The following is a 20,787-nucleotide window of genomic DNA, read 5'->3' as shown; positions in this document are numbered from 1 at the left end:
ATAACCAGAATGAGCATATTTCGAAATTTTTAATTGTACAGAGTACACTTATACGCGTAATCCGGAGAAAAACTGGGATTTTAGTTGTATAAAGTGCAGTTATCGTGTGGGTGTGGATTGCTGAACGGAGGTTGCTCAGCGGCGGCGCTCCCATCAGCTCAACTGGAAACCAGCCTTCAAATTCTCTATCAGACAAGGGGTTTTTAATGCTATGCCTGCCTGCTGTTATTTACTGCTATTTTTGAGCAGCCGCATCTGCATTAAATCCCCTGTTAGTCACATAGTTGTCAATACTCCAGACCCTGAGCCGGGATTCCCGCGCCTTCGTTTCAATCTCCCTAAAGTCATCTACGTACCTGGTATCTGGAGGGAAAACAGCCACTCTGGCCAGCCCCTGCTCCAGCAGCAGCTCATTAACCATCTGATCATCCACATAAGCATATGCCAACAGCCTGCCGTACTGATCGCGCTCCGATTCGTCACATTCTAGATGAACTGTCTGTCCTGCAAGAAGCACCTCTGTATAATCACGCGCTTCCAGAGCATAGGGCTCTGGCTTGTCTCCAATCTCCGGCGTGTCAATCAGCAGCAGTCGTACTTTATCAGTATTACCTTCTTCTGTGCGGATTCGGAAGGTGTCTCCGTCGATGACAGAGGTGACTTCGGCTTCCATTGTTTTGGAGGTATATTTATAAGTGTCGATTACTTCGGTATCATTGATAGACTCCAGGATTAAAGCAGCCTTCTCAACAAGTGAAGTTCCAGGTGCGGTCAAAATCAATAGAACAAAAATTACAGCTCCTGTGATTAACAGGATTTTATTTATACGCTTGCGGGATTTCCGTGATTCATTTGATAACATCCGAAAGGCTCCTCTGTAAACAATAATGTTGCCAGTGTAGCAGAAAATAGCATCATTGAATACCTGCACATAGCCATCAGCAAAGTAAGCTTTAATCACAAATTGAACATCGTTTACATATATACCCAAATGGGTTATGGTTACAGGAGGAGGGATGACATGGATCCATATACTGAGCGGCAGGTTGAGCGCAGGGCCAGGCCGGGAAGAATCAGAAATATGCTCCTCGTGCTATTGATTTTGTTGGGAGTGCTTGCGTGGCTTAATCCATCCACTGAGGATTTCGCGGACTATGCTGCTGATGACCTGCAGGAAATACTGGGCACGTCGCTGCCTGTGGGCCTTAATCAGGCTGTGGTCCGGCCGCTGGTGAAGAGTCTGGCTGAAAGGGATAATTACATTATTTTTTCCGTTTTCAGTCTGCCAAACATTCAGGACAGCAGCACCTTTATTGGAGACATCACAGCGAAGAAACGTTACTTAGGCGTATTCAAAATCTTTTTCATTGAGTTGTAGGTTGAAATGTAGCCTGAAATTTAAACTTGAAAAAGCACCGCAAATCATGTTTAAATAGTTTTAATTGGATAAGAAAAGCGATGATGAGAAGAGTAGTTGAGCAAACGTTGTTCCCAGAGAGCTCCAGTCCGGTGAAATGGAGCAGCAATGTGCTTGACGAATAAAGTCTCTGAGCTGCATACGGAATTAGGCGTACTGAACGCCCAAGGATGGTATGACGGGAGCTCCCGTTACAGAGCTAGGGTATAAGCGTGATGGCCGTACCCGAAGAGGCGGGCCTGGAAACATGTTCGCGAACAGAGGTGGTACCACGGTGCTTACGACAGCTCCCGTCCTCAAGATGACAATCTTGAGGCGGGGGCTTTTTTGTTTTTATTAAAGGGCAGAGGAGAATATTAATATGCATTGGGCACAAAAAATCGCAAATGACTTGATCAGCAACCACCCGGACCGCCAGACCTTTGTATGCGCATCGGGCATCAGTCCGTCGGGCTCGGTTCATATCGGCAATTTCCGCGAGATTGTCACCACCTATTTCGTCACTCAAGCGCTGCAGAGAGCCGGGAAAGAGGTTCGTTTTATTTTTTCGTGGGATGATTTCGACCGGTTCCGCAAGGTTCCCGCACAGCTGGACGCTTCTTATGAGCAGTATATCGGCTTACCTTATACAAAGGTCCCATGTCCATGCGGCAGCCATACTTCATATGCTGAGCACTACGAGCAGGAATTTGAACAAGCGCTGAGCGTTTTTGGCATCCTACCTGAATTCATCTACCAGAGCCGTGAATATCAGTCAGGCCGGTATAACCAGGCTATACTTCACGCCCTGCGCAGCAGAGGGGAAATCTACGACATTCTGATGATGTTCAAAACGGGCAAAGCTACTGAGGAGCAGCGGGCAGCCTTTTATCCGATTCAGGTCTATTGCGAGCGTTGCGGAAAAGATACGACCTGTGTCCACGCTTTTGACGGGGAGTCGGAGGACATTATCTATAGCTGCAAATGCGGCTGTTATAATACGCTGCACGTTCCGCAGGCCGCAAATATCAAGCTCCACTGGAAAATAGACTGGCCGATGCGCTGGGGGATGGAGCAGGTCGTGTTCGAGCCGGGCGGCCGGGACCATTCCTCCGAGACGGGGAGCTATAATGTTGCCAAGGTCATTGCGGAGAACATATTCGGTAATCAGCCGCCGTATTACGTTCCTTATGAGTTCATCAGCATCAAGGGCAGCCAAGCCAAAATGTCCAGCTCGTCCGGCCGGGGCTATACACCGGATGATCTGCTGAAGGTATACGGGCCGGAGCCGATCCTGTTCATGTTCGCCAAATATCAGTCGGATGCGGCCTTTAGTATCGGCCTGGATGAGGATGTACTGCGGAACTATACGGAATTCGAGCGGTTCCGCAAAGCATATACCGCGGGGCAGCTGGAGAGTGAGGAGATCCGGGCGGCTCTTGAGCTGGCGCTGCGAAATCCCCCAGACCCTGAAATACCGGGCTTCAGCCAGATTGCGGCCCTGCTGCCGCTGTTAAACTGGGACAGCGGTCTGCTGCAAAGACTGCTTAACCAGGATGGCGTGCAAGCCGGCGGAGAGGAATTATTCCGGCAAACCGCAGAACGGGCTGAGCACTGGATCAGACAGTATGCCCCGCACAAGCTGGTAACAGTGAACAGCAGCCCGGACCGGGTACTGTATCAATCACTGGAAGCTGACGAACAGGAGCGGGTTATCGCATTCTGCGGCTTGCTCCGTACCGGATTTTCCGAGGAAACAGAGTTCATGCAGCAGGTGTATGCCATTTGTCACGATGCTGACAAAAAGACGATGAGAAGCAATCAGAAGCGGCTGTTTACTATCCTTTATCAGCTTATTCTGCAGCAGCCGGAGGGCCCAAGGGTTCCTGTACTCGTTCAGGCACTGGGCAAAGAGCGGGTGCTGGCGCTGCTGGACTTCTAAACAGAGCTCCAGTGCCCTTTACGGGATCGTCCCAAGAGAGGTATAATATAACGGACTGTTTATAACTTATGTTGGAAAGTGAGTCGAACACTATGGGCCGTAAATGGAATAATATTAAAGAGAAGAAAGCATCCAAGGATGCCAATACAAGTAAGGTCTACGCCAAATTCGGCGTTGAGATTTATGTAGCAGCGAAGAAAGGCGAACCGGACCCGGAATCGAACCGTGCGCTGAAGGTCGTTCTGGAACGCGCCAAAACTTATAATGTACCAAAGGCTATTATCGACCGTGCCCTGGAAAAAGCTAAAGGCAGCGGCGACGAAAACTATGTGGAGCTGCGTTACGAAGGCTTCGGCCCCAGCGGCTCGATGATCATCATTGATGCATTGACCAATAACGTGAACCGTACGGCTCCGCTTGTTCGTTCCGCCTTCAGTAAAAACGGCGGGAACATGGGTGTCAGCGGATCAGTAACGTATATGTTTGATCCGACCGCGGTTATCGGTGTAGAAGGCAAATCCGCTGAAGAAGTAATGGAGCTGCTGATTGAAGCCGACGTTGACGTGCGCGATGTACTGGAAGAGGACGAGGCGGTCATCGTATACGCTGAGCCTGACCAGTTCCATGCCGTACAGGAGACGCTGCGCGGAGCCGGAATCACCGACTTTACCGTAGCCGAGCTTACCATGCTTCCGCAGAACTATGTGGAGCTTCCTGAAGATGCGCAGGCCCAATTCGAGAAGCTGATCGATGCTCTTGAAGAGCTCGACGATGTGCAGCAGGTCTATCACAACGTGGATTCCGAATAATCCGGGCTGTTCATTGCCACAATAAGGTGAACCGATTTTAGTTACCTTAAGGAGGCAGCGCAGTGACAGATCACGCCAAACCGGATAAGAACCTGATGAACACTGTGGATGAGCTGGATCATGTGGCGGTTACCAGCCAGCAGGCACAGCAGATGGAGCAGAAGAAGCTCGACATCCGCAAGGAGTCCCTTAGCGATGACAAGACAACTTATAAGAAGAATGAACAGAATTCTTATAAGTAATTACTGCATCAATACGGATTTAAGGGAGCGGCAGGAGATGATCCTGCTGCTCTTTTTTTTATTTTACGGGGGAGGGATAGAAGCAATATGGCGGAATTCCGGGTGCTCAGTGTTGTACATATCATGCTGGTCCAGAGCGGCCAGGTCCTGCTGCTTAGACGATATAATACAGGACATATGGACGGTTATTATGGTTTTCCGGGCGGAAAGCTGGACGGCGGGGAAACGCTGCAAATGGCAGCAATCCGTGAAGCTCGGGAGGAAACCGGGGTCCGGATTGATCCGGCACATTTGCATATGCTGGGGACAATGCATATCAAGACAGCGGGTGCGGAACGGATTGATTTTTTCTTCCGGGCTGAGGAATGGTCGGGTGAAGTGAGTAATATAGAGCCGGACAAATGTGATGAGCTAAGCTGGTTTAACATGGACAAGCTCCCGGACAATGCTCTGCCATTCATGAAGGATGCTGTGGATACCTTTAGCCAAGGGGAATGGTTTATGGAATACGGCTGGGATTAAGCTTACACAAGCCTTCCAGATTACAGATTTAATATACTCATTGTTTACATAGCAGGAGGCCTGAGATGGATCATATTAGTACAGGAATGATAATTGTTTTGGTGGTTTGCGGCTTTCTGGCCGGATTTATCGATTCTGTAGTGGGCGGCGGCGGACTGATCTCGATTCCGGCGCTGCTGTCGGCGGGTATACCGCTGCATCTGCTGCTTGGAACGAACAAGCTGGCAGGCACGATGTGCTCTTTTACCAGTACGGCTTCCTTTATTAAATCCGGTAAAATTAACTTTCAGCTCATCAGGCTGTTAATACCTTTCTCTATAGCCGGGGCGGTCGCTGGCTCCTTTGCTGTCCGGCAAGTGCCTTCCGAGTTCCTGAAGCCGCTGGTCATCGTGATGCTGGTGGTAATTACGCTATATACATTGTTCAAAAAATCCTGGGGTGATGTGTCCACCTTCTCCGGCAGCAGCAAAAAAACACGGCTGACCGGCATGCTGGTCGCCCTGATTATCGGGTTTTATGACGGTTTTTTCGGTCCGGGCACGGGATCATTCCTGATCTTTGCCTTTCTGATGCTGGGCTTTGAGTTCGTAACGGCAGCCGGCAATGCCAAGGTGCTGAATTTTGCCAGCAACATCTCCAGTCTGCTTACGTTTGTTGCGCTGGGCTCGGTCAGCTACTCCTACGGCCTGGTGCTTGGGGTGCCGATGGTTATCGGCGCAATACTCGGCTCCAAGGTGGCGATCCGCAAGGGAGCGGGGTATATCCGTCCTTTGTTCATTGCGGTAACGGTGATCTTGATCGGCAAACAGATATGGGATACGATGCACTAAACAGATCGTGATAGAGGTGGGAATATGGACATAAGGTTCATACCGAAGGAACAGGCATGGCAGTTAAGACATGAGGTCATGTGGCCGGAGCGTGAGCTGGATTATGTGAAGCTGACTGATGACGATTCCGGGGAGCATTACGGGCTGTTCGAGGGTGGGCGGCTAATCTCTGCAGTATCTTTATTCATTGAAGGTGATGAAGCGCAGTTCCGCAAGTTCGCCACTCTTGAATCGGAGCAGGGCAAAGGCTATGGCAGCAGGCTGCTGCAGCATGTGCTTGAGGCGGCGGAGCAGCGCGGAGTCTGCAGAATCTACTGCAATGCACGTAGCAATAAAGCCTCTTTCTATCAGAAGTTTGCACTGGCTGCAACGGGGCAGTCGTTCACAAAGGGCGGTAAAGATTATATCATTATGGAACGGTTCTTCGGACCAGCCGAAGCCGGAGCTGTAGACAGAAACGGAGCGGAGCAGACCAATGACTGATAAATTATATTATGAATCAGCTTATATACAGGATTGGGAAACAAAAGTCAGCCGGATTGAGGAAAAAGCAGACGGGCTGTATCTTGTCCTGGAGCAGACCGCCTTCTATCCGCATGGCGGCGGGCAGCCGTGCGATACCGGCACCATCAGCAGCATTCCCGTGCTGGATGTCATTCTTGAGGAGGGCGAAGTGTTCCACAAAGTGGAGAGCCTGCCCGGAGCTGCCGAAGTTAGCTGCAAAATCGGCTGGGAGCGGAGATTTGATCATATGCAGCAGCACAGCGGGCAGCATCTGCTGTCGGCAGTATTTCGTGAGCTGTGCGGTGCGATGACGTTAAGCTTCCACCTCGGAACCGATTATGCAACAATCGATGTTGAGCTGACAGAGCTGTCACCGGCCAGAATGCTGGAAGTGGAGGCCGAGGTTAACCGGCAGATTGTTCTGAACCGCAGGATCACCAGCTATTTTGTCAGCGGGGAAGAGCTTGCACGCCTGCCGCTAGTGAAGCAGCCTACAGTAACCGAGAATATCCGGATCGTGGAAATCGAGGGAATTGAATATAACGCCTGCGGAGGTACTCATGTCACATCAACGGGGGCCATCGGCATGATCAAGCTGCTGAGAGCGGACAAGCAGAAGGGCAACATCCGGGTGACCTTCAAATGCGGCGGCCGCGCACTGGACGAGTTCAATGATAATGTGCGTATTCTGGGCGCCTTGTCCGCCAAATTCAATACCGGCAAGGACGAGATTATGGACCGGATTGAAAAAATCGAACAGGAGCAAAAGCAGCTTCAGGCCGAGCTTACAGCGCTTAAAGAGCAGAATGACGGCTATGCAGCGGGAGAACTGCTGGCGGCGCAGGAGCAAGGCAGCCGGATTATCGCGCAGACTTATGAACAGAAATCACTCAAGGATCTGCAGAGCCTTGCTGCCAAGCTGACTGCCTTGACCGATCTGCCGGTGCTGCTGCTGTCAGCAGCCGAGAATAAGCTGGTGTTCGCACAGAGCGGAAATGCCGGGCTATCCTGCGGTGCGTTCTTTAAGGAGCACCTCGGCGGCTTCGGAGGCAAAGGGGGCGGCAGTGATAAGCTGGCCCAGGCCGGCTTCACAGACTGGAAGCAGGCCCTGGCATTTTATGAATTTGTAAAACAGCAGTAGCACATATAGCCTGCCACGGGAGAAGATTCAGAATGATGGTCTTTTTTCCCTGGCAGGTTTTTTAGCTATATTGGGGTTGTTTTACCAGCCCATGCGGCTGCACAGCGAGGTAATATGGGCAAGATGATGTTTGCCGTGCCAGGCATAAATGCCGATGTTTCTGCCTAATGAAACTACACCGGATTCCGGATGGATAAAGGTTTTGTCCATATCGGCAGGAGTCAGTTCACGCAAAACAGTAACCCAGCGCTGATGCAGGTTTTCAATGAGGAGAAGAGAGGGCTCAACCGGCAAGGCATAATCCGGCAGCTTGGCCCACTCTGCCTCCTCATAAGGCTTAATTACCGGCTTGTCTTCTGTCAGAGCCAGCTTAAACCGTACATAAGCATTCATATGACTATCAGCAACATGATGGATAACCTGCCGCACCGACCATCCGCCCGGACGATACGGAGTATCCAGCTGTTCATCATTCAACTCTTTTACAGCCTCCCGCAATAGTCCCGGTAATTCTTCAATCTCCTTGATCCACGCGGTGGTAACACCAGCGGTAATCTCACCGGCATACTCAAAAGTGCCAATCGGGTACCTCAAATCCGTCTCCATAGACAAAATCCCCCCAGTTAAGGATTATTTAATAACTTCCCCATTATAATCACTTCAGAGGATATGAGAAAGGGGAACGAAGCGTGTTTCTGAACATTCTGAAAAAGGATCTGCGCCGCAAAAAAACGATGAATATCGTACTGCTCGTGCTGATCACACTGGCAACAGCCCTGGTGGCGAGCGGAACAAACCTGATGTACACCACCTCATCGGCCATCGGGTATTTTATTGACAAGAGCAATGTCGCGGACCATAGTGTCACCATTCCCGATACGGCGGAGAACAGGCAGAAGATTAAAGACTGGGCCCATAATCAGGCTATCGTCGGTGAGGTATACTCCGAGCCGCAGATCAGTGTAACCAGCCAGCAGATTAAGCTGCCGGCCGGCCGCAACGGCTTTTCAAGCAATCTGGTGCTTACACTGGCGGCGGTGCCAGACAAGGTTAATCTGATCTTCAGCCAGGACGATCAGCTGTTCAAGCTGAATGCAGGCGAGATCGGCATACCGGTAAGCATCAGAAATGCTACAGGCATGGAGCTTGGCGACGACATCACTATGACTTTTGACGGTATCTCCAAAAGCTTTAAAGTAACAGAATTTTTCAAAGACGCCTTTTTGGGAGCCGACCTGATGGGGCTGAAACGGCTGATCCTTTCAGAGCAGGATTTTGCTGACATTCAGAGCGCATTACCTGAGGAAGCCATCTCGGTGCAGTATAGTTTTGTGGCAGCTAGAGGAGTGGAGTCTTCAGCGGTAACGGCAGCTTTTGCCAAGGAGGATCTGCAGGCGAATTTTCAGGTCGACAAGGGGCTTGTAAAGACCTCCTTCCTGACCGATCAGATTATTTCCGCCATGCTGTTTGTAATCAGCCTTTTCTTGATTTTTATTGCTTTTATGACGCTGAGATTTACCATTGTGTCTACGCTGCAGGATGAATACCGGGAGATCGGCGTTATGAAGGCCATCGGCTTCAAGAACGGATCGATCAAGGGACTGTACCTGGCCAAATATTCAGGCCTTGCAGTTATTGGGGGAGCTGTCGGGCTGATTGCCAGCTTTCCGCTAAGTGCCCTGATGTCCCGCAAAACGGCAGAATATATTATCCTGCCCGGCGGCATAACCAACATCATCATTTCCATTATCAGCGCAATAGCAATTGTTCTGCTGACCTTGCTGTTCTGTGTCCTGTGCATGCGCAAAATTAATAAAGCCTCTGCGATCGACGCGATCAGACAGGGCCACACCGGCGAAAGGTTCAAGCCTTCAAGAAGGTTCCATCTTTACCGCAGCAAGCGGCTGCATCCGATGCTGTTTCTGGCAATGAGCGATGTTGTGAGCCGTCTGAAAAGCTATACCACGCTGATTATCACCTTTATTCTTAGCGCAGCTATCATCATTATCCCTATCAATCTGACCAATACGATTCTCACACCGAAATTCATAAGCTATCTGGGAACAACGGAAGCGGATTTCTATACGAAAGCCGTCGTGGCTGATATACCGTTGAATGAGATCCGCGAGGAGCTGTCGAAGGTAGAGCAGCAGTTTAAGGATCAGAAGTTCGATGTGCAGCTTTCATTGGAATACACGGCATTGACAAAGTATATATCCGATGATGGCGAGAGTAACAGAAGTATTTCCGGAACGAAAAACGAGCCTGCGGCCAATCTTGAGTATCTGCAGGGAACTGCTCCTGAGCTGGCTAATGAAATAGCGATTACAAGCATTATGTCAGAGGTCTATCACAAAAATCTTGGTGATTATATTGTATTTGAAATAGACGGTCAGCAGCATTCCTTCCTGATCACCGGTATTTTTCAGGCCATCTCAAATGAAGGCTATATGGTCCGGCTGGCCGGGGAATTCTATCCGCAAATGACAACGTCTTATATGATTACCGGCATGATTAATGCACCGGATCAGGACAAGGCTGCAATAACGGCAGAGATGAAGCAGTTATTCAGCCAGTACGAAATTAAGACTGCTGATGAAATGCTGAAGGAGGTCACCGGCGGCTTTATCGGTCAGCTGAAAAGCGTCATCAGCCTGCTTACGGTCATTGTGTGTCTGATTATCTTTTTTATTACAAGCCTGTTTGTACGGCTGCTCATCAGCAAGGAGATCCAGGGCATTGCCGTTATGAAAAGCCTTGGCTTTACAGACGGTCTGATCCGGCTGTGGCAGGTGCTGCGGATTATGATTCTGCTGACAGGTTCGCTGATTATAGGAGTGCTCGGAGCCAATATTCTCGGTGAGCGGCTGTTCGGTTTCGTCTTCCGGATGTTCGGGCTTACCGAGCTTCACTTTCAGATTATACCGCTGCAGGTTTACGTGCTGTACCCGCTGATTATTCTGGCTGTAGTGGTAACGGCGGTATATACCAGCTGCGGACAAATCAAACACATTCACGTCTGGAATATGAATAAAGAATAATCAGGAGGAATGAAGCGATGAGTACCATACTTGAAGTTACCAATCTCTGCAAAACCTATATCGTGAACAAAAGCCAGCATAATGTGCTGCGGAATATTAACTTCACCCTGCATGAGGGAGAGTTTGTATCGATCATGGGACCTTCCGGCTCCGGCAAATCTACACTGCTCTATACGGTCAGCGGGATGGACCGCCTGACTGCGGGAGAGGTGCTGTTTAACCGGAAGCAGCTGTCACAGCTGTCGCAGAATGAGATCGCAGAGGTCCGACTGCATGAGATGGGTTTTATTTTTCAGCAAATGTATATGCTCGGCAACCTGTCGGTCTATGATAATATCATATTATCTGGCTATCAGGCGATTAAGGGCAAAGGAGATAACCGCAGCCGCGGTGACATTAACGAGCATGCCGACAAGCTGATGCGGAAGCTCGGGATCATTGAAATTGCCGGACATGATATTGCCGAGGTGTCGGGGGGACAGCTGCAGCGGGCCTGCATCTGCCGGGCGTTGATCAACGCACCCCGGATGCTGTTTGCCGATGAGCCGACCGGGGCGCTGAACTCCAAAGCCGCCAAGGAAGTGATGGAGGAGCTGTGCCGGATCAACCGGGAGGGTACGACGATCATGATCGTCACCCATGATGTGAAGGTAGCCGCGCAGACCGATAAGGTTCTCTATATGGTGGACGGCAACATCCAGGGCGAGCTGAAGCTTGGCAAATTCGCTGAGGCTGAGGGCGTCAGAGAACGGGAGCGCCGGCTGAATGAGTGGCTGATGGAGCAGGGCTGGTAGGCGGGGGAAAGTGATACAGGCTAATTGCCGCCCTGCCTTATAGAGATAGAAAGATACAGGAGGGATGGCATTGGCTGATATTTTGGTCATTGAGGATAATCTGGAGCTGTCTGCGGTTATACGGGATTTTTTGGAGGCGGAGGGGTACTCTGTAGCATCTGCTTCCAGTGCCGAAGAGGGACTTGAGCTTATGGACAGCCAGGCGGTAAAGCTGCTGCTGCTCGATATTATGCTGCCCGGGATCGACGGCTTTGCCGTGTGCAGGCTTGCCAGGGAAAAATACAATCTGCCGATTCTCATCATGAGTGCCCGGCACGGAGATGACAACAAGATCATCGGGCTGGAGCTGGGGGCAGACGATTATCTGGAAAAGCCGTTTACCATTCAGCTGCTGATCGCCAAAGTAAAGGCACATATGCGCCGGAGCTATGAGATGAATGACAACAGGCAGCTGCTGACAGACGGCGACCTGCTGGTCAACCGCTCCTCCATGCAGGTGTTTCTGGCGGAAGCTCCGGTGTCCATGACGATGAAGGAATATGAGCTGCTGGTGCTGCTGCTGAATAACCGGGGCAAGGCGCTGCGCAAGGAGTGGCTCTTCGAGCAGGTGTGGGGAGCGGACAGCTTCAGCGAACCGTCTACGCTAACCGTACATATTAACAAGCTGCGGGAAAAGATTGAGCTCAATCCGAAGCAGCCGCAACGGATAGTAACGGTGTGGGGAGTTGGCTACAAGTATGAAGCGGTTTGACCGGCTGATTCTCTGCACGATGAGTATCGGGCTCGCGGTAATTGCCTTGTTTACCGCCTATGGCTTCAAGCTGACAGGTGACTCAGGAGACAAAGCATACCGGATTGAGGTCAACCGGATTATCCGGGAGGTAAGTGACGGGCGTGAGCCCGGTGAACTCAAGCTGGAGAAATACACTTATGTGCGAAATGCTGCCTGGCTGGAATGGGATGCAGAGCCGGAGGCCGTACGCGGATTTTTTAACGGTACAGGTGTGCACAACAATGCTGAGTATTCCGTTAAGCCTATATACCGTGGAGATGATCCGGCAGGTTATTTGAGGCTGGAGTATGGGGCAGGTACAAGCCGTTCGCCGCTGCTTCTGGTGACGGTCATACTGCTTGGTGCAGTACTTGCTGCCGTATTCGGCCTGCTTATGTACATCCGCAAGCAGATCATCAGGCCGTTCCATACGATTGAGGAGCTTCCTTATGCATTATCCAAAGGCAATCTGACTCTGGACATGAAGGAGAGCAAGAGCAGGTTTTTCGGCAAATTTGTCTGGGGGCTAAACCTGCTGCGCGAAACGCTGGACCGGCAGAAGCAGACCAATCTGCGGCTGGAAAAAGACCGCCAGACCTTGATCGCTTCCCTGTCACATGAGCTCAAAACACCGGTCGCAGCGATAAAATTGTACTCCAGTGCGCTGGCGGAAGGGCTCTATGACAACGAAGACAAGCGCAGGGCATCCGCCAGCCTGATCGGCCAAAAGGCCGGACAGATTGAGGAGATGATCAGCAGCATCATCGCTGCATCCGTGTCCTCCCTGCAGGAGACAGAGGTGCACGTAGCGGAATTTTACCTGAAAGACTGGATCAGACGAGTGACGGATCATTACAAGGAACGTCTTGAACTGCTCAAAATCCGTTTTGAAGTGGCTGTACCTGACAACAAGCTGCTGCTTGGGGACCCGGATAAGCTGCTGGAGGTGATGGACAACCTGCTGGAGAATGCGATCAAATACGGGGATGGCGCATTGATCAGGATCAGCTTCGGGGAAGAGGATTACCGCCAGCTGATCATTGTTGAGAACTCCGGCGATCCCGTTCCGGCAACCGAGCTGCCGCATATCTTCGCCAGCTTCTGGCGCGGCTCGAACAGCGCCGGCAGGCAGGGCAACGGCCTGGGCCTGTTCATCTGCCGCCAGCTGATGCGCAAGATGGACGGGGATATTTACGGTGAGGCGTATGAGGAAGGGATGCGGTTTGTGCTGGTGCTGCGGTACTGAGATGATAATAGAGAGTAAGCAGAGAGCCTTGGAGTTTGTAAGGCTCTTTTTTATGACGTTTCTAATACTTTCTATCTAAATTGAACTTGAAAGTTTAAGTTAAGGCATACAAATCTTTAGTTCAATTTATAAAGATCTTGTGTCACAAAAAAGGCGGCTGCCTCGTTCTATATGCAAACTACAGAAGGAGTAGATTGCATGAAAACATTGACGTGTGTTGTTATCGGTGCCGGGTATGCGGGGATTCATGCTGTGAAGGAAATCATGAGAATGTTCAAGGATCAGGCAGGGAAGTATCCGCTGCGGCTCGTCATGATTGATAAAAATGATTTCCATCTGCGTAAAGTATTAATGTTTAGACCAGCCGTTACGAATGAAGAAATACGAATTCCACTGACTAGACTGTTTCCGGACGGTGTTGAATTAGTGCAGGGCATCGCATCCAACATCAACGCGGAAGAAAAGAAACTGATGTATGTGAATCCTTCGGGAGTGGAGCATGAGATGAGCTACGATGTGCTCATTGTAGCAGCGGGCAGCGTGATCCGGCAGCCTGATCCTGGACAGGGCGGAATTCCGCTCACTTCACTGGAAAATGCTCAGAAAATCCGCAGCAGATGGCTTTCTAATCTGGAACAAGCCGCTGCTGAAAATGAGCCAAGCGAACGCGAGCGGTTGCTGCAAATTGTCATTGCGGGAGCTGGAATTAGTGGTATGGAGACTGCGGCAGAGCTGGCTTACTACGCCCGCAAGGATGCGGAGCGGCTGGGACTTAACCCCAAAGCCGTAACAATCGACCTGTACAATGCACATGAGCGTCTCTTTATAGACGGTCCGGTCAAAGTAGGATTGAGACTGGAACATCTCCTCCAGGACATCGGTATAAATACTCTGCATAATAAACGTGTAATCAAAGAAGCGGATGGGGTATTATGGTTATCAAGTGGTGAGAGCCGGCCTGCAGGTCTATGCATCTGGACGCTCGGGCTGCAGCCTAATCCGATTCTGTCAGCGATCGGCTTGCCAGTAACCTCCGAAGGGTATGTACAGGTTGACGACAGCTATAGGGTAGCAGATATGCCGGGTGTATACAGTATCGGTGACTGCGCCAGAATCATAGACCCGGTCAACGGCCATGTCGACGGCAAGACTTGTAAGGAAGCGATTCCCCAAGCGGCGCGGCTTGCCAAAATCATACTGGCAGATCTCGAGGGGCACCAGGCGCCGGTCCATGAAAGCTATATGAATTTGTTCTGCATCGGACTAGGTCCCGATAAAGGATTAACCTGGGTGAATAAATGGGGACTCGATTTTGTGATCACAGGGAAATTGAGCTGGAAGATTAAAAAGTATACCTGGGATACAGCGAGCATGTTGACGACTTAACAGGTATGAGTTCAGAAAAGGGGGTGGTGGAGATAGAGGAATTATACAGTCAGTACAAAACATTAATGCTTACGCTGGCTTATCAAATGACGGGTACATGGTCCGATGCGGAAGACGCCGTACAGGACGTTTTTCTCAAAGTATACAATGTGAACCCGGCTGGCCTGGCCGAAGAGCCGAAGGCGTATTTGTGTAAAATGGTCGTAAACCGCTGCCGGGACCTGTATAAATCGGCTCGCAGGCGAAGGGAATATTATACCGGTGAGTGGCTTCCCGAACCCATCCCCACTGCGGAGTCGGATCCGCTCCATTTCATAATCCGTGATGAGCTGCTGTCCTATGCAGTCCTGGTAATGCTGGAGAAGCTGTCACCGGCAGAACGTGCGGTATTCGTATTGCGCGAGGCTCTCGGCATCGAGTACGGTGGAATCGCCGAGATCATTGGTAAAAGTGAGATAAACTGCCGGAAGCTGTTTAGCCGTGCAAAGGGGAAAATGGGTATCGGGGCAGGTGAGCCGGATGTTGCCGAGGCGGATAAAGAGATGTGGGTTCGCCGCTTCCTCTCCGCACTTGCGCAGGATAACATAGAGCAGATCATTTCCATGCTCGCTGATGATGTCGTGCTCATTTCCGATGGGGGAGGCAAAGTATTCGCCGCCGTCCGCCCGATCTCCCAGCGCGATGCCGTGTCCAAATTTCTTTTTGGTTCTTTCCATAAATTGTATCAGCAAGAGGGAGTGCAGATCGAGATCAGCATGATCAACGGCCAGACCGGGGTCATCTTCCGTGTGGGAGAGCATGTCGATTCTGTGGCTCTATTTCATAGCAGCGGACATTTAATCCGTGACATTTATCTGATCCGAAATCCGGATAAACTCAGACATTTTGAACATTCCTGAGTTCTAACGTCTAAGTCAAATTGTTGAGAGGAAGATGGTATGGCAACTGCAGTTAATAATCTTTCGGAAGACAAGAAGGCTGAGTTAATAGATAAGTATGGTCTATCTGTTAAACCTGATCCTCCAAAAGACACAATGTTTCAAGGTGACGTTGGCTTTTCCATCAGTTATCCTACACTAGTAATGTTAGCTATTGTTGTATTGGCGGCAGTTTTTCTATTGTATATCTTCCTCAAGAAAAGAAAGGTATGAAGAGGAGAATGGTGAAAGAATTGTTAGAAATATTTGCTGAGGATTTTAAGGCGGCAGAGCCCTTTTTTAACCGGAAAAAACAGCACATTCCCGCGCTATCCGTTTTGCGGAGGTTGTACCCGGGACGTGTGTTTGTAGATAACGCAGTGAGTCCGGGGCTGGCGATTGTCTGGGTTACCGGCAGATGGATGTATGCGGCTGGAGATGTAAGGTCTGAACGGAGCAAAGCGCTGATCAGGCTATTTTTGCAAAATATTGTTATACCGGATTGCGTCAGCAGGAGTGCCGGATGGTTTGAGATTTATGCCGATGACACGGAAGACTGGGATAGGCTGTTTCTGGGCGGGGTAGCGGGGGTGAGGGCAGATAAGCATTTTGAAACAGTGTATGAGCTGGAGACAGGGCGGTTTAGAACATTACAGGACTTCCTTCGGGCTGATGCTGCTGAATTTGAGATTGATATTGCACAGTACCCGATTGTCGCTGAAGATAAGAGTACGTCGTCACATGCTGACCGTTATTTTTTGGAAAAGAAAACGTTTGGAGCGTCTGTGAAGGCAGGAGGAGTAACCGTGTCTTTCTGCAGAAATAACGGGTTTTCTGTGGGCAATGAATATTTTGTTGATGCGGATACCTACGAAAAGGCTGAGCGGAACAAGGGCTACGGGACACAAGCGGCAGCAGCACTGATTGGCTATTATCTGGAACTGGATATGATTCCTTTATGGGAGACAACACAGGACAATCTGGCCTCACAACGGCTCGCCTTAAAGCTCGGATTTCTCCCGGCAGAACAGTACCCGGTCTTTACTTTTGAATTGTATAATTAACATCTGTAACCCAGGGATATGACACAGAAATCCCGCTAATTAGAGTTATTTCCTCCAGTTTGGGTAATATTGGATATACCTGAATGAAGTGGAGGCGGGAAAAATGAGAACTTTTGGACGAGGCGTGCTGTATTCGATTATTGTCATAGCGGTCCTACTTCTTATTTCGTTTATAATCGGTGATACTGTTACCCTTCCCTGGTATATTTTTATTCCTTTGTTTGTTCTGGTCTGGGCGCTGGCTGTTTATCAGGAGGGACGTAACCGTTCCAGGCAGGGATAGATAATACGTTTCATAGGATTGATCATACACGGCAAACCGCCCATAATGAGAAGGGATGGTTTGCCGTGTATTTTGTATGAGGTACATAAATGTGTATATGAAGGAATCGAACCATACTTTTGGAGGTGTACTACCAGCAAGAATGACAAAGAATATAACAATCGGTCTGCTTGCCCACGTCGATGCCGGAAAGACAACCTTCGCCGAGCAGCTGCTCTACCATACGGAAGCGATCCGCAGCAGAGGCAGAGTGGACCATAAGGATACTTTTTTGGATACCCATGAGATTGAAAAAGCGCGCGGAATCACTGTTTTCGCCGATCAGGCGGAATTCAGCTACGGCGACTCACACTACTTTTTGCTGGATACTCCCGGCCACGTCGATTTTTCGCCGGAGATGGAGCGGGTACTGCAGATTCTCGATTATGCAGTTGTGATTGTCAGCGCAGTTGAAGGTGTGGAGGGTCATACGGAGACGGTATGGCAGCTGCTGCGTTCCCATGGGGTTCCAACCTTCTTTTTTATCAATAAAACAGACCGGACCGGCGCCGACCCGCAGCGTGTGCTTAGCGAGATTCGCCAGCTGCTCAGCGGAGATGCCGTTATGCTGCCGGAGCTTGAGGCTGGCGGTGTGGATGAGGAGCTGCGCTCTTTTTTGGCGGAACGGGATGAAGCGCTGTTTGAGGCTTATCTCGATGGAAGTCTGGACGAGCCGGCCTGGAAGGATGCACTGGTTAAGCTGGTACGGCAAGGCAAAGTCTTTCCTTGCATGGCAGGCTCCGCTCTGCTGGATGAAGGGATCGGCAGCTTCCTCCGTAATCTGGATGCACTTGCGGTAACGGAATATGATTACCGTCTGCCTTTTGCCGGAAGAGTCTACAAGGTCCGCTACGATGACAAGGGCACAAGAATCACTTATATTAAAGCGCTGCAGGGTGTGCTCAAGGTAAGGGAAGAGTTAACCTGCGGTCCTGTAGTAGAGCGGATCTCTGAACGTATTACCGGTATCCGCCGGATTAACGGGGCGAAGACGGCAGCAGCTGACTGGGCTGCGGCGGGTGAATTGTTTGCCGTTACCGGCCTCACAGCTGCCGGGCCGGGCGAAGGCGTCGGAGAGCTAGTAGATAACGTAGGCAGCGGACTCGTTCCTGCGTTAAAATCCAAAGTCTGCTTCGAACCGCCTGTTCACCTGAAAGAGGTGCTGCAGGCGTTTCAGCAGCTTGATGCGGAAGACCCTTCGCTGAATGTAAGCTGGGATGAAATGCTTCAGGAGCTGCAAATTCAGGTCATGGGGCAGATCCAGCTGGAGGTGCTGGAGCAGGTGCTCCGGGAGCGATTCCATATACCGGTAACCTTTGGGAACCCGGAGATTTTGTATATGGAGACGATCGAATCAATAGCCTATGGCTGTGGCCATTTTGAGCCGCTCGGCCATTACGCCGAGGTTCATCTGAAGCTTGAACCGGGTGAACGCGGGAGCGGTGTAACGGTACATAATAAGTGTCACCCCGATCATCTGGCTGTGGGCTACCAGAATCAGATTGTTCAGGTGCTGCTGGACAAAGGCCATCACGGCCTGCTGACAGGCTCTCCGCTGACCGATGTGCAGATTACGCTGCTGAGCGGCAGGGCCCATAATAAGCATACGTCAGGCGGAGATTTCCGGGAGGCTGCTCTGCGGGCATTGCGCCAGGGGCTGGAGCAGGCGGCGAATGTGCTGCTGGAGCCGTTTTATGATTTCAAAATCAGAATTCATGCCGATCATGTAGGCAAGGTGATGTCCGATATTCAGCAGGCCAGCGGCAGCTTTGCCGCGCCCGAAATAAATGGTGAAACGGCTATCCTCACCGGAACAGTGCCGGTTGCCACCTTCATGAATTATCCGGTAAGACTGGCTTCTATGACACAAGGTAAAGGGGCTCTGTCCCTACGGGCGGGCGGATACCAGGTCTGCCATCAGGCCGGACAGATCATCGGCATGAAGCAATACGATAAAAATGCCGATCCCGCCTACCAGTCGGCTTCGATTTTTTGTGCAAAAGGACAGGCTTATTCTGTTCCGTGGGATGAGGCGGCTATGCATATGCATGTTAAGCTGGAGTATTGAGACATTTACCTGAGCAACTGTGTAGGACATCTGTCCTTTAAGGAGCAAGGAAGATAGCTTTTAATGAATAAAAGCGAAGGGAGGATAACAAATGACCACAGTGATAGATAAGATTGCCTGGATTCATATTGTAGACGGGAAGGTACTTGGAGCTCGTTCACATGGTAAAGATACCTATTATTTCCCCGGAGGCAAACGGGAAGCTGGCGAGTCGGACAACGAAACGCTGATCCGCGAGATTGAAGAGGAATTAACGGTACGGATTATTCCGGAGAGTATCCGGCATTTTGGCACATTTGAAGCAGAAGCACATGGTAAAGAAGCTGGTGTGCAGGTACAGATGACCTGCCTGACTGCAGAATACAACGGTACCCTTGCCCCGGCAGCGGAAATTGCTGAACTGGCCTGGCTTTCGTTTGCAGACAGGGAGCGGGTGTCGGCGGTCAGCAGGCTGATTTTTGACCGGCTGCATGAGATGAAGCTGTTATCTTAATTGAGTTTATGCTTATAAATGGCCCGTTTCAGCCTCTTGAAATGAGGATTGAAGCGGGCTTTTTGGTGCAATGCTAAGGGGAAATAATAATTTAGGACATATGTCCTTCACGGATGACACCGGATGTCATTTAATTAAGACAGAGATCACAAAGAGGAGAGAGAAGACATGAAGGGGATCATTTTTGCCTTTATAGGCGGGGCGTGCATTACGCTGCAGGGGGTTGCAAACGCACGGATCAGCCAGGATATCGGCACTTGGCAGGCAGCAACAATTACACAATTAACCGGTTTTATTATGGCTTTGGCGATTCTGCTGTTCGTACGCGACGGGAAGAAGCAAGGCTTCAAAAAAGTAAATCCGCTGTACCTGAGCGGGGGCGCGCTGGCTGCGTTCATTATTTTCAGTGAGGTAACCTCAATACAACATGTCGGAGTTACTTTGACTATATCCGCACTCCTGATCGCCCAGCTGTTCATGACCTTCATGATTGACAGTAACGGCTGGTTTGGAGTTATGAAGCAAAAAATGCGTCTGCCGCAGTTCATCGGAATCGGAATGATGATTGCCGGCGTGCTGATTCTTAAACTTTAATGCAAAGAAGGGGATAATTTTTATGATAATCGGCATTATATTGGCACTAGTGGCCGGGGCGCTTGTGGGCCTGCAGAATATTTTTAACATTAAAGTTAATGAGCATACAGGCTCCTGGTCGACCACGACGCTAGTACTCGGCATGGGCTTTATCGCTTCACTGGTTATGGGGCTGATTACTCAGGGGACCGGAATGTTTACACTCCAGCACATGCAGCCGTGGTACTGGTTCAGCGGAGTGATCGGCGTCGGCGTAGTTATCTGTCTGGTGCAGGCAACGAAGCTGCTTGGTGCGACTTTTGCGATTGCAATCGTACTGACCTCGCAGCTGGGATTCGCGCTTCTATGGGATTCCCTTGGCTGGATGGGGCTGGAAAAGGTTCCGTTTAACCTGAATCAGCTGCTCGGTGTACTGGTCATCGTCGGCGGTATTCTCGTCTTTAAACTGGGCGGAAGAGGAGAAAAGGACGGGCAGGAAACTGCTGCGGCGGATAAGAAGCGCCAGACTGCGCTGGTCACGAAATAACTGAAAGGCCGGAGCTTCCTGGGAGGGGAGCTTCGGCCTTTTCGTTGCTGTTTGGTTGGCTAGTTGTGTAGCTGTGGGCGGGGCGGATAAGTTGGCAATAAGGCGGGCTAGTGTAATCGGAGTATAGGGGGAAAATTCTTGTCTCGGCCGAAAGAGGGCGGGGTGATTAAAATAGAGG

The 20,787-nt window shown here is 50.4% G+C and carries 23 protein-coding genes and 1 other annotated feature; of the genes, 21 read left to right on the top strand and 2 right to left on the bottom strand.

Annotated elements, in window-relative coordinates:
* Positions 1-235: 235 nt before the first annotated feature.
* The gene (locus tag M2108_RS02950) at positions 236-961 is read right to left on the bottom strand and encodes a thermonuclease family protein (protein ID WP_277467367.1); all 726 of its coding nucleotides are present in this window, start codon (positions 959-961) and stop codon (positions 236-238) included.
* Between the two features lie 60 nt (positions 962-1,021).
* Here M2108_RS02950 and M2108_RS02945 point away from each other — a divergent pair, with 60 nt between their 5' ends.
* The 8 genes from M2108_RS02945 (at position 1,022) to M2108_RS02910 (ending at position 7,386) form a co-directional block, all read left to right on the top strand.
* Positions 1,022-1,378: a hypothetical protein gene (locus tag M2108_RS02945; protein ID WP_277467369.1), complete on the top strand. Its 357-nt coding sequence runs from the start codon at positions 1,022-1,024 to the stop codon at positions 1,376-1,378.
* Positions 1,379-1,449: 71 nt separating this feature from the next.
* Positions 1,450-1,718 (top strand) — a binding site (T-box leader).
* A gap of 60 nt (positions 1,719-1,778) precedes the next feature.
* Positions 1,779-3,338: a lysine--tRNA ligase gene (gene lysS / locus M2108_RS02940; RefSeq protein WP_277467370.1), complete on the top strand. Its 1,560-nt coding sequence runs from the start codon at positions 1,779-1,781 to the stop codon at positions 3,336-3,338.
* A gap of 92 nt (positions 3,339-3,430) precedes the next feature.
* Positions 3,431-4,147 (top strand): YebC/PmpR family DNA-binding transcriptional regulator, encoded by a 717-nt coding sequence (locus M2108_RS02935; protein WP_277467787.1) that lies wholly within the window; start codon positions 3,431-3,433, stop codon positions 4,145-4,147.
* Positions 4,148-4,209: 62 nt separating this feature from the next.
* On the top strand, positions 4,210-4,389 hold the full coding sequence (locus M2108_RS02930) for a hypothetical protein (protein WP_277467811.1): 180 nt from the start codon (positions 4,210-4,212) through the stop codon (positions 4,387-4,389).
* Positions 4,390-4,476: 87 nt separating this feature from the next.
* Positions 4,477-4,911 carry an NUDIX hydrolase gene (locus tag M2108_RS02925; protein ID WP_277467371.1) on the top strand — a complete coding sequence of 145 codons (435 nt, stop codon included), beginning with the start codon at positions 4,477-4,479 and terminating at the stop codon, positions 4,909-4,911.
* A gap of 65 nt (positions 4,912-4,976) precedes the next feature.
* Positions 4,977-5,741: a TSUP family transporter gene (locus M2108_RS02920; protein WP_277467372.1), complete on the top strand. Its 765-nt coding sequence runs from the start codon at positions 4,977-4,979 to the stop codon at positions 5,739-5,741.
* Positions 5,742-5,765: 24 nt separating this feature from the next.
* Positions 5,766-6,224 carry a GNAT family N-acetyltransferase gene (locus M2108_RS02915; RefSeq protein ID WP_277467373.1) on the top strand — a complete coding sequence of 153 codons (459 nt, stop codon included), beginning with the start codon at positions 5,766-5,768 and terminating at the stop codon, positions 6,222-6,224.
* The gene (locus M2108_RS02910; protein WP_277467374.1) at positions 6,217-7,386 is read left to right on the top strand and encodes an alanyl-tRNA editing protein; all 1,170 of its coding nucleotides are present in this window, start codon (positions 6,217-6,219) and stop codon (positions 7,384-7,386) included. Before M2108_RS02915 ends, M2108_RS02910 begins: the two co-directional genes overlap by 8 nt.
* A gap of 81 nt (positions 7,387-7,467) precedes the next feature.
* Here M2108_RS02910 and M2108_RS02905 read toward each other — a convergent pair whose 3' ends face one another.
* A complete protein-coding gene (locus tag M2108_RS02905; protein WP_277467376.1) occupies positions 7,468-7,992 on the bottom strand; it encodes a YfiT family bacillithiol transferase in 525 nt (174 codons plus the stop codon).
* A gap of 83 nt (positions 7,993-8,075) precedes the next feature.
* Here M2108_RS02905 and M2108_RS02900 point away from each other — a divergent pair, with 83 nt between their 5' ends.
* The 13 genes from M2108_RS02900 to M2108_RS02840 all read left to right on the top strand — a co-directional run bounded on the left by M2108_RS02900 (position 8,076) and on the right by M2108_RS02840 (position 20,609).
* Positions 8,076-10,427 (top strand): ABC transporter permease, encoded by a 2,352-nt coding sequence (locus tag M2108_RS02900; protein ID WP_277467378.1) that lies wholly within the window; start codon positions 8,076-8,078, stop codon positions 10,425-10,427.
* A 17-nt stretch (positions 10,428-10,444) separates the two neighbouring features.
* On the top strand, positions 10,445-11,221 hold the full coding sequence (locus M2108_RS02895) for an ABC transporter ATP-binding protein (RefSeq protein WP_277467380.1): 777 nt from the start codon (positions 10,445-10,447) through the stop codon (positions 11,219-11,221).
* 70 nt (positions 11,222-11,291) lie between these two features.
* Complete coding sequence (locus tag M2108_RS02890) at positions 11,292-11,972, top strand: response regulator transcription factor (RefSeq protein WP_280767942.1); 681 nt, start codon at positions 11,292-11,294, stop codon at positions 11,970-11,972.
* Positions 11,959-13,239, top strand: coding sequence for a sensor histidine kinase (locus M2108_RS02885; protein WP_280776860.1), 1,281 nt, complete (start codon positions 11,959-11,961; stop codon positions 13,237-13,239). Before M2108_RS02890 ends, M2108_RS02885 begins: the two co-directional genes overlap by 14 nt.
* A gap of 198 nt (positions 13,240-13,437) precedes the next feature.
* Positions 13,438-14,625, top strand: coding sequence for an NAD(P)/FAD-dependent oxidoreductase (locus tag M2108_RS02880; protein ID WP_277467384.1), 1,188 nt, complete (start codon positions 13,438-13,440; stop codon positions 14,623-14,625).
* 32 nt (positions 14,626-14,657) lie between these two features.
* The gene (gene sigJ, locus M2108_RS02875) at positions 14,658-15,524 is read left to right on the top strand and encodes an RNA polymerase sigma factor SigJ (protein ID WP_277467788.1); all 867 of its coding nucleotides are present in this window, start codon (positions 14,658-14,660) and stop codon (positions 15,522-15,524) included.
* A 39-nt stretch (positions 15,525-15,563) separates the two neighbouring features.
* Positions 15,564-15,776, top strand: a complete 213-nt coding sequence (locus M2108_RS02870; RefSeq protein ID WP_277467385.1) for a hypothetical protein — start codon at positions 15,564-15,566, stop codon at positions 15,774-15,776.
* Positions 15,777-15,796: 20 nt separating this feature from the next.
* Positions 15,797-16,606, top strand: a complete 810-nt coding sequence (locus M2108_RS02865; RefSeq protein ID WP_280776858.1) for a GNAT family N-acetyltransferase — start codon at positions 15,797-15,799, stop codon at positions 16,604-16,606.
* A 103-nt stretch (positions 16,607-16,709) separates the two neighbouring features.
* Positions 16,710-16,889, top strand: a complete 180-nt coding sequence (locus tag M2108_RS02860; protein WP_090714123.1) for a hypothetical protein — start codon at positions 16,710-16,712, stop codon at positions 16,887-16,889.
* Between the two features lie 142 nt (positions 16,890-17,031).
* Positions 17,032-18,996, top strand: coding sequence for an elongation factor G (locus M2108_RS02855; RefSeq protein WP_277467387.1), 1,965 nt, complete (start codon positions 17,032-17,034; stop codon positions 18,994-18,996).
* A gap of 91 nt (positions 18,997-19,087) precedes the next feature.
* Entirely contained in the window at positions 19,088-19,489 is a 402-nt protein-coding gene (locus M2108_RS02850; RefSeq protein WP_277467389.1) for an NUDIX hydrolase, read from the top strand.
* Between the two features lie 168 nt (positions 19,490-19,657).
* Positions 19,658-20,083: a DMT family transporter gene (locus M2108_RS02845; RefSeq protein ID WP_277467390.1), complete on the top strand. Its 426-nt coding sequence runs from the start codon at positions 19,658-19,660 to the stop codon at positions 20,081-20,083.
* Between the two features lie 22 nt (positions 20,084-20,105).
* Positions 20,106-20,609, top strand: coding sequence for a DMT family transporter (locus M2108_RS02840; protein WP_277467391.1), 504 nt, complete (start codon positions 20,106-20,108; stop codon positions 20,607-20,609).
* Positions 20,610-20,787: the final 178 nt, after the last annotated feature.

The sequence above is a fragment of the Paenibacillus sp. PastM-3 genome, from assembly GCF_029893965.1.
GTDB lineage: Bacteria > Bacillota > Bacilli > Paenibacillales > Paenibacillaceae > Paenibacillus_AQ.
This window is presented reverse-complemented; position numbering and strand designations above follow the sequence as displayed.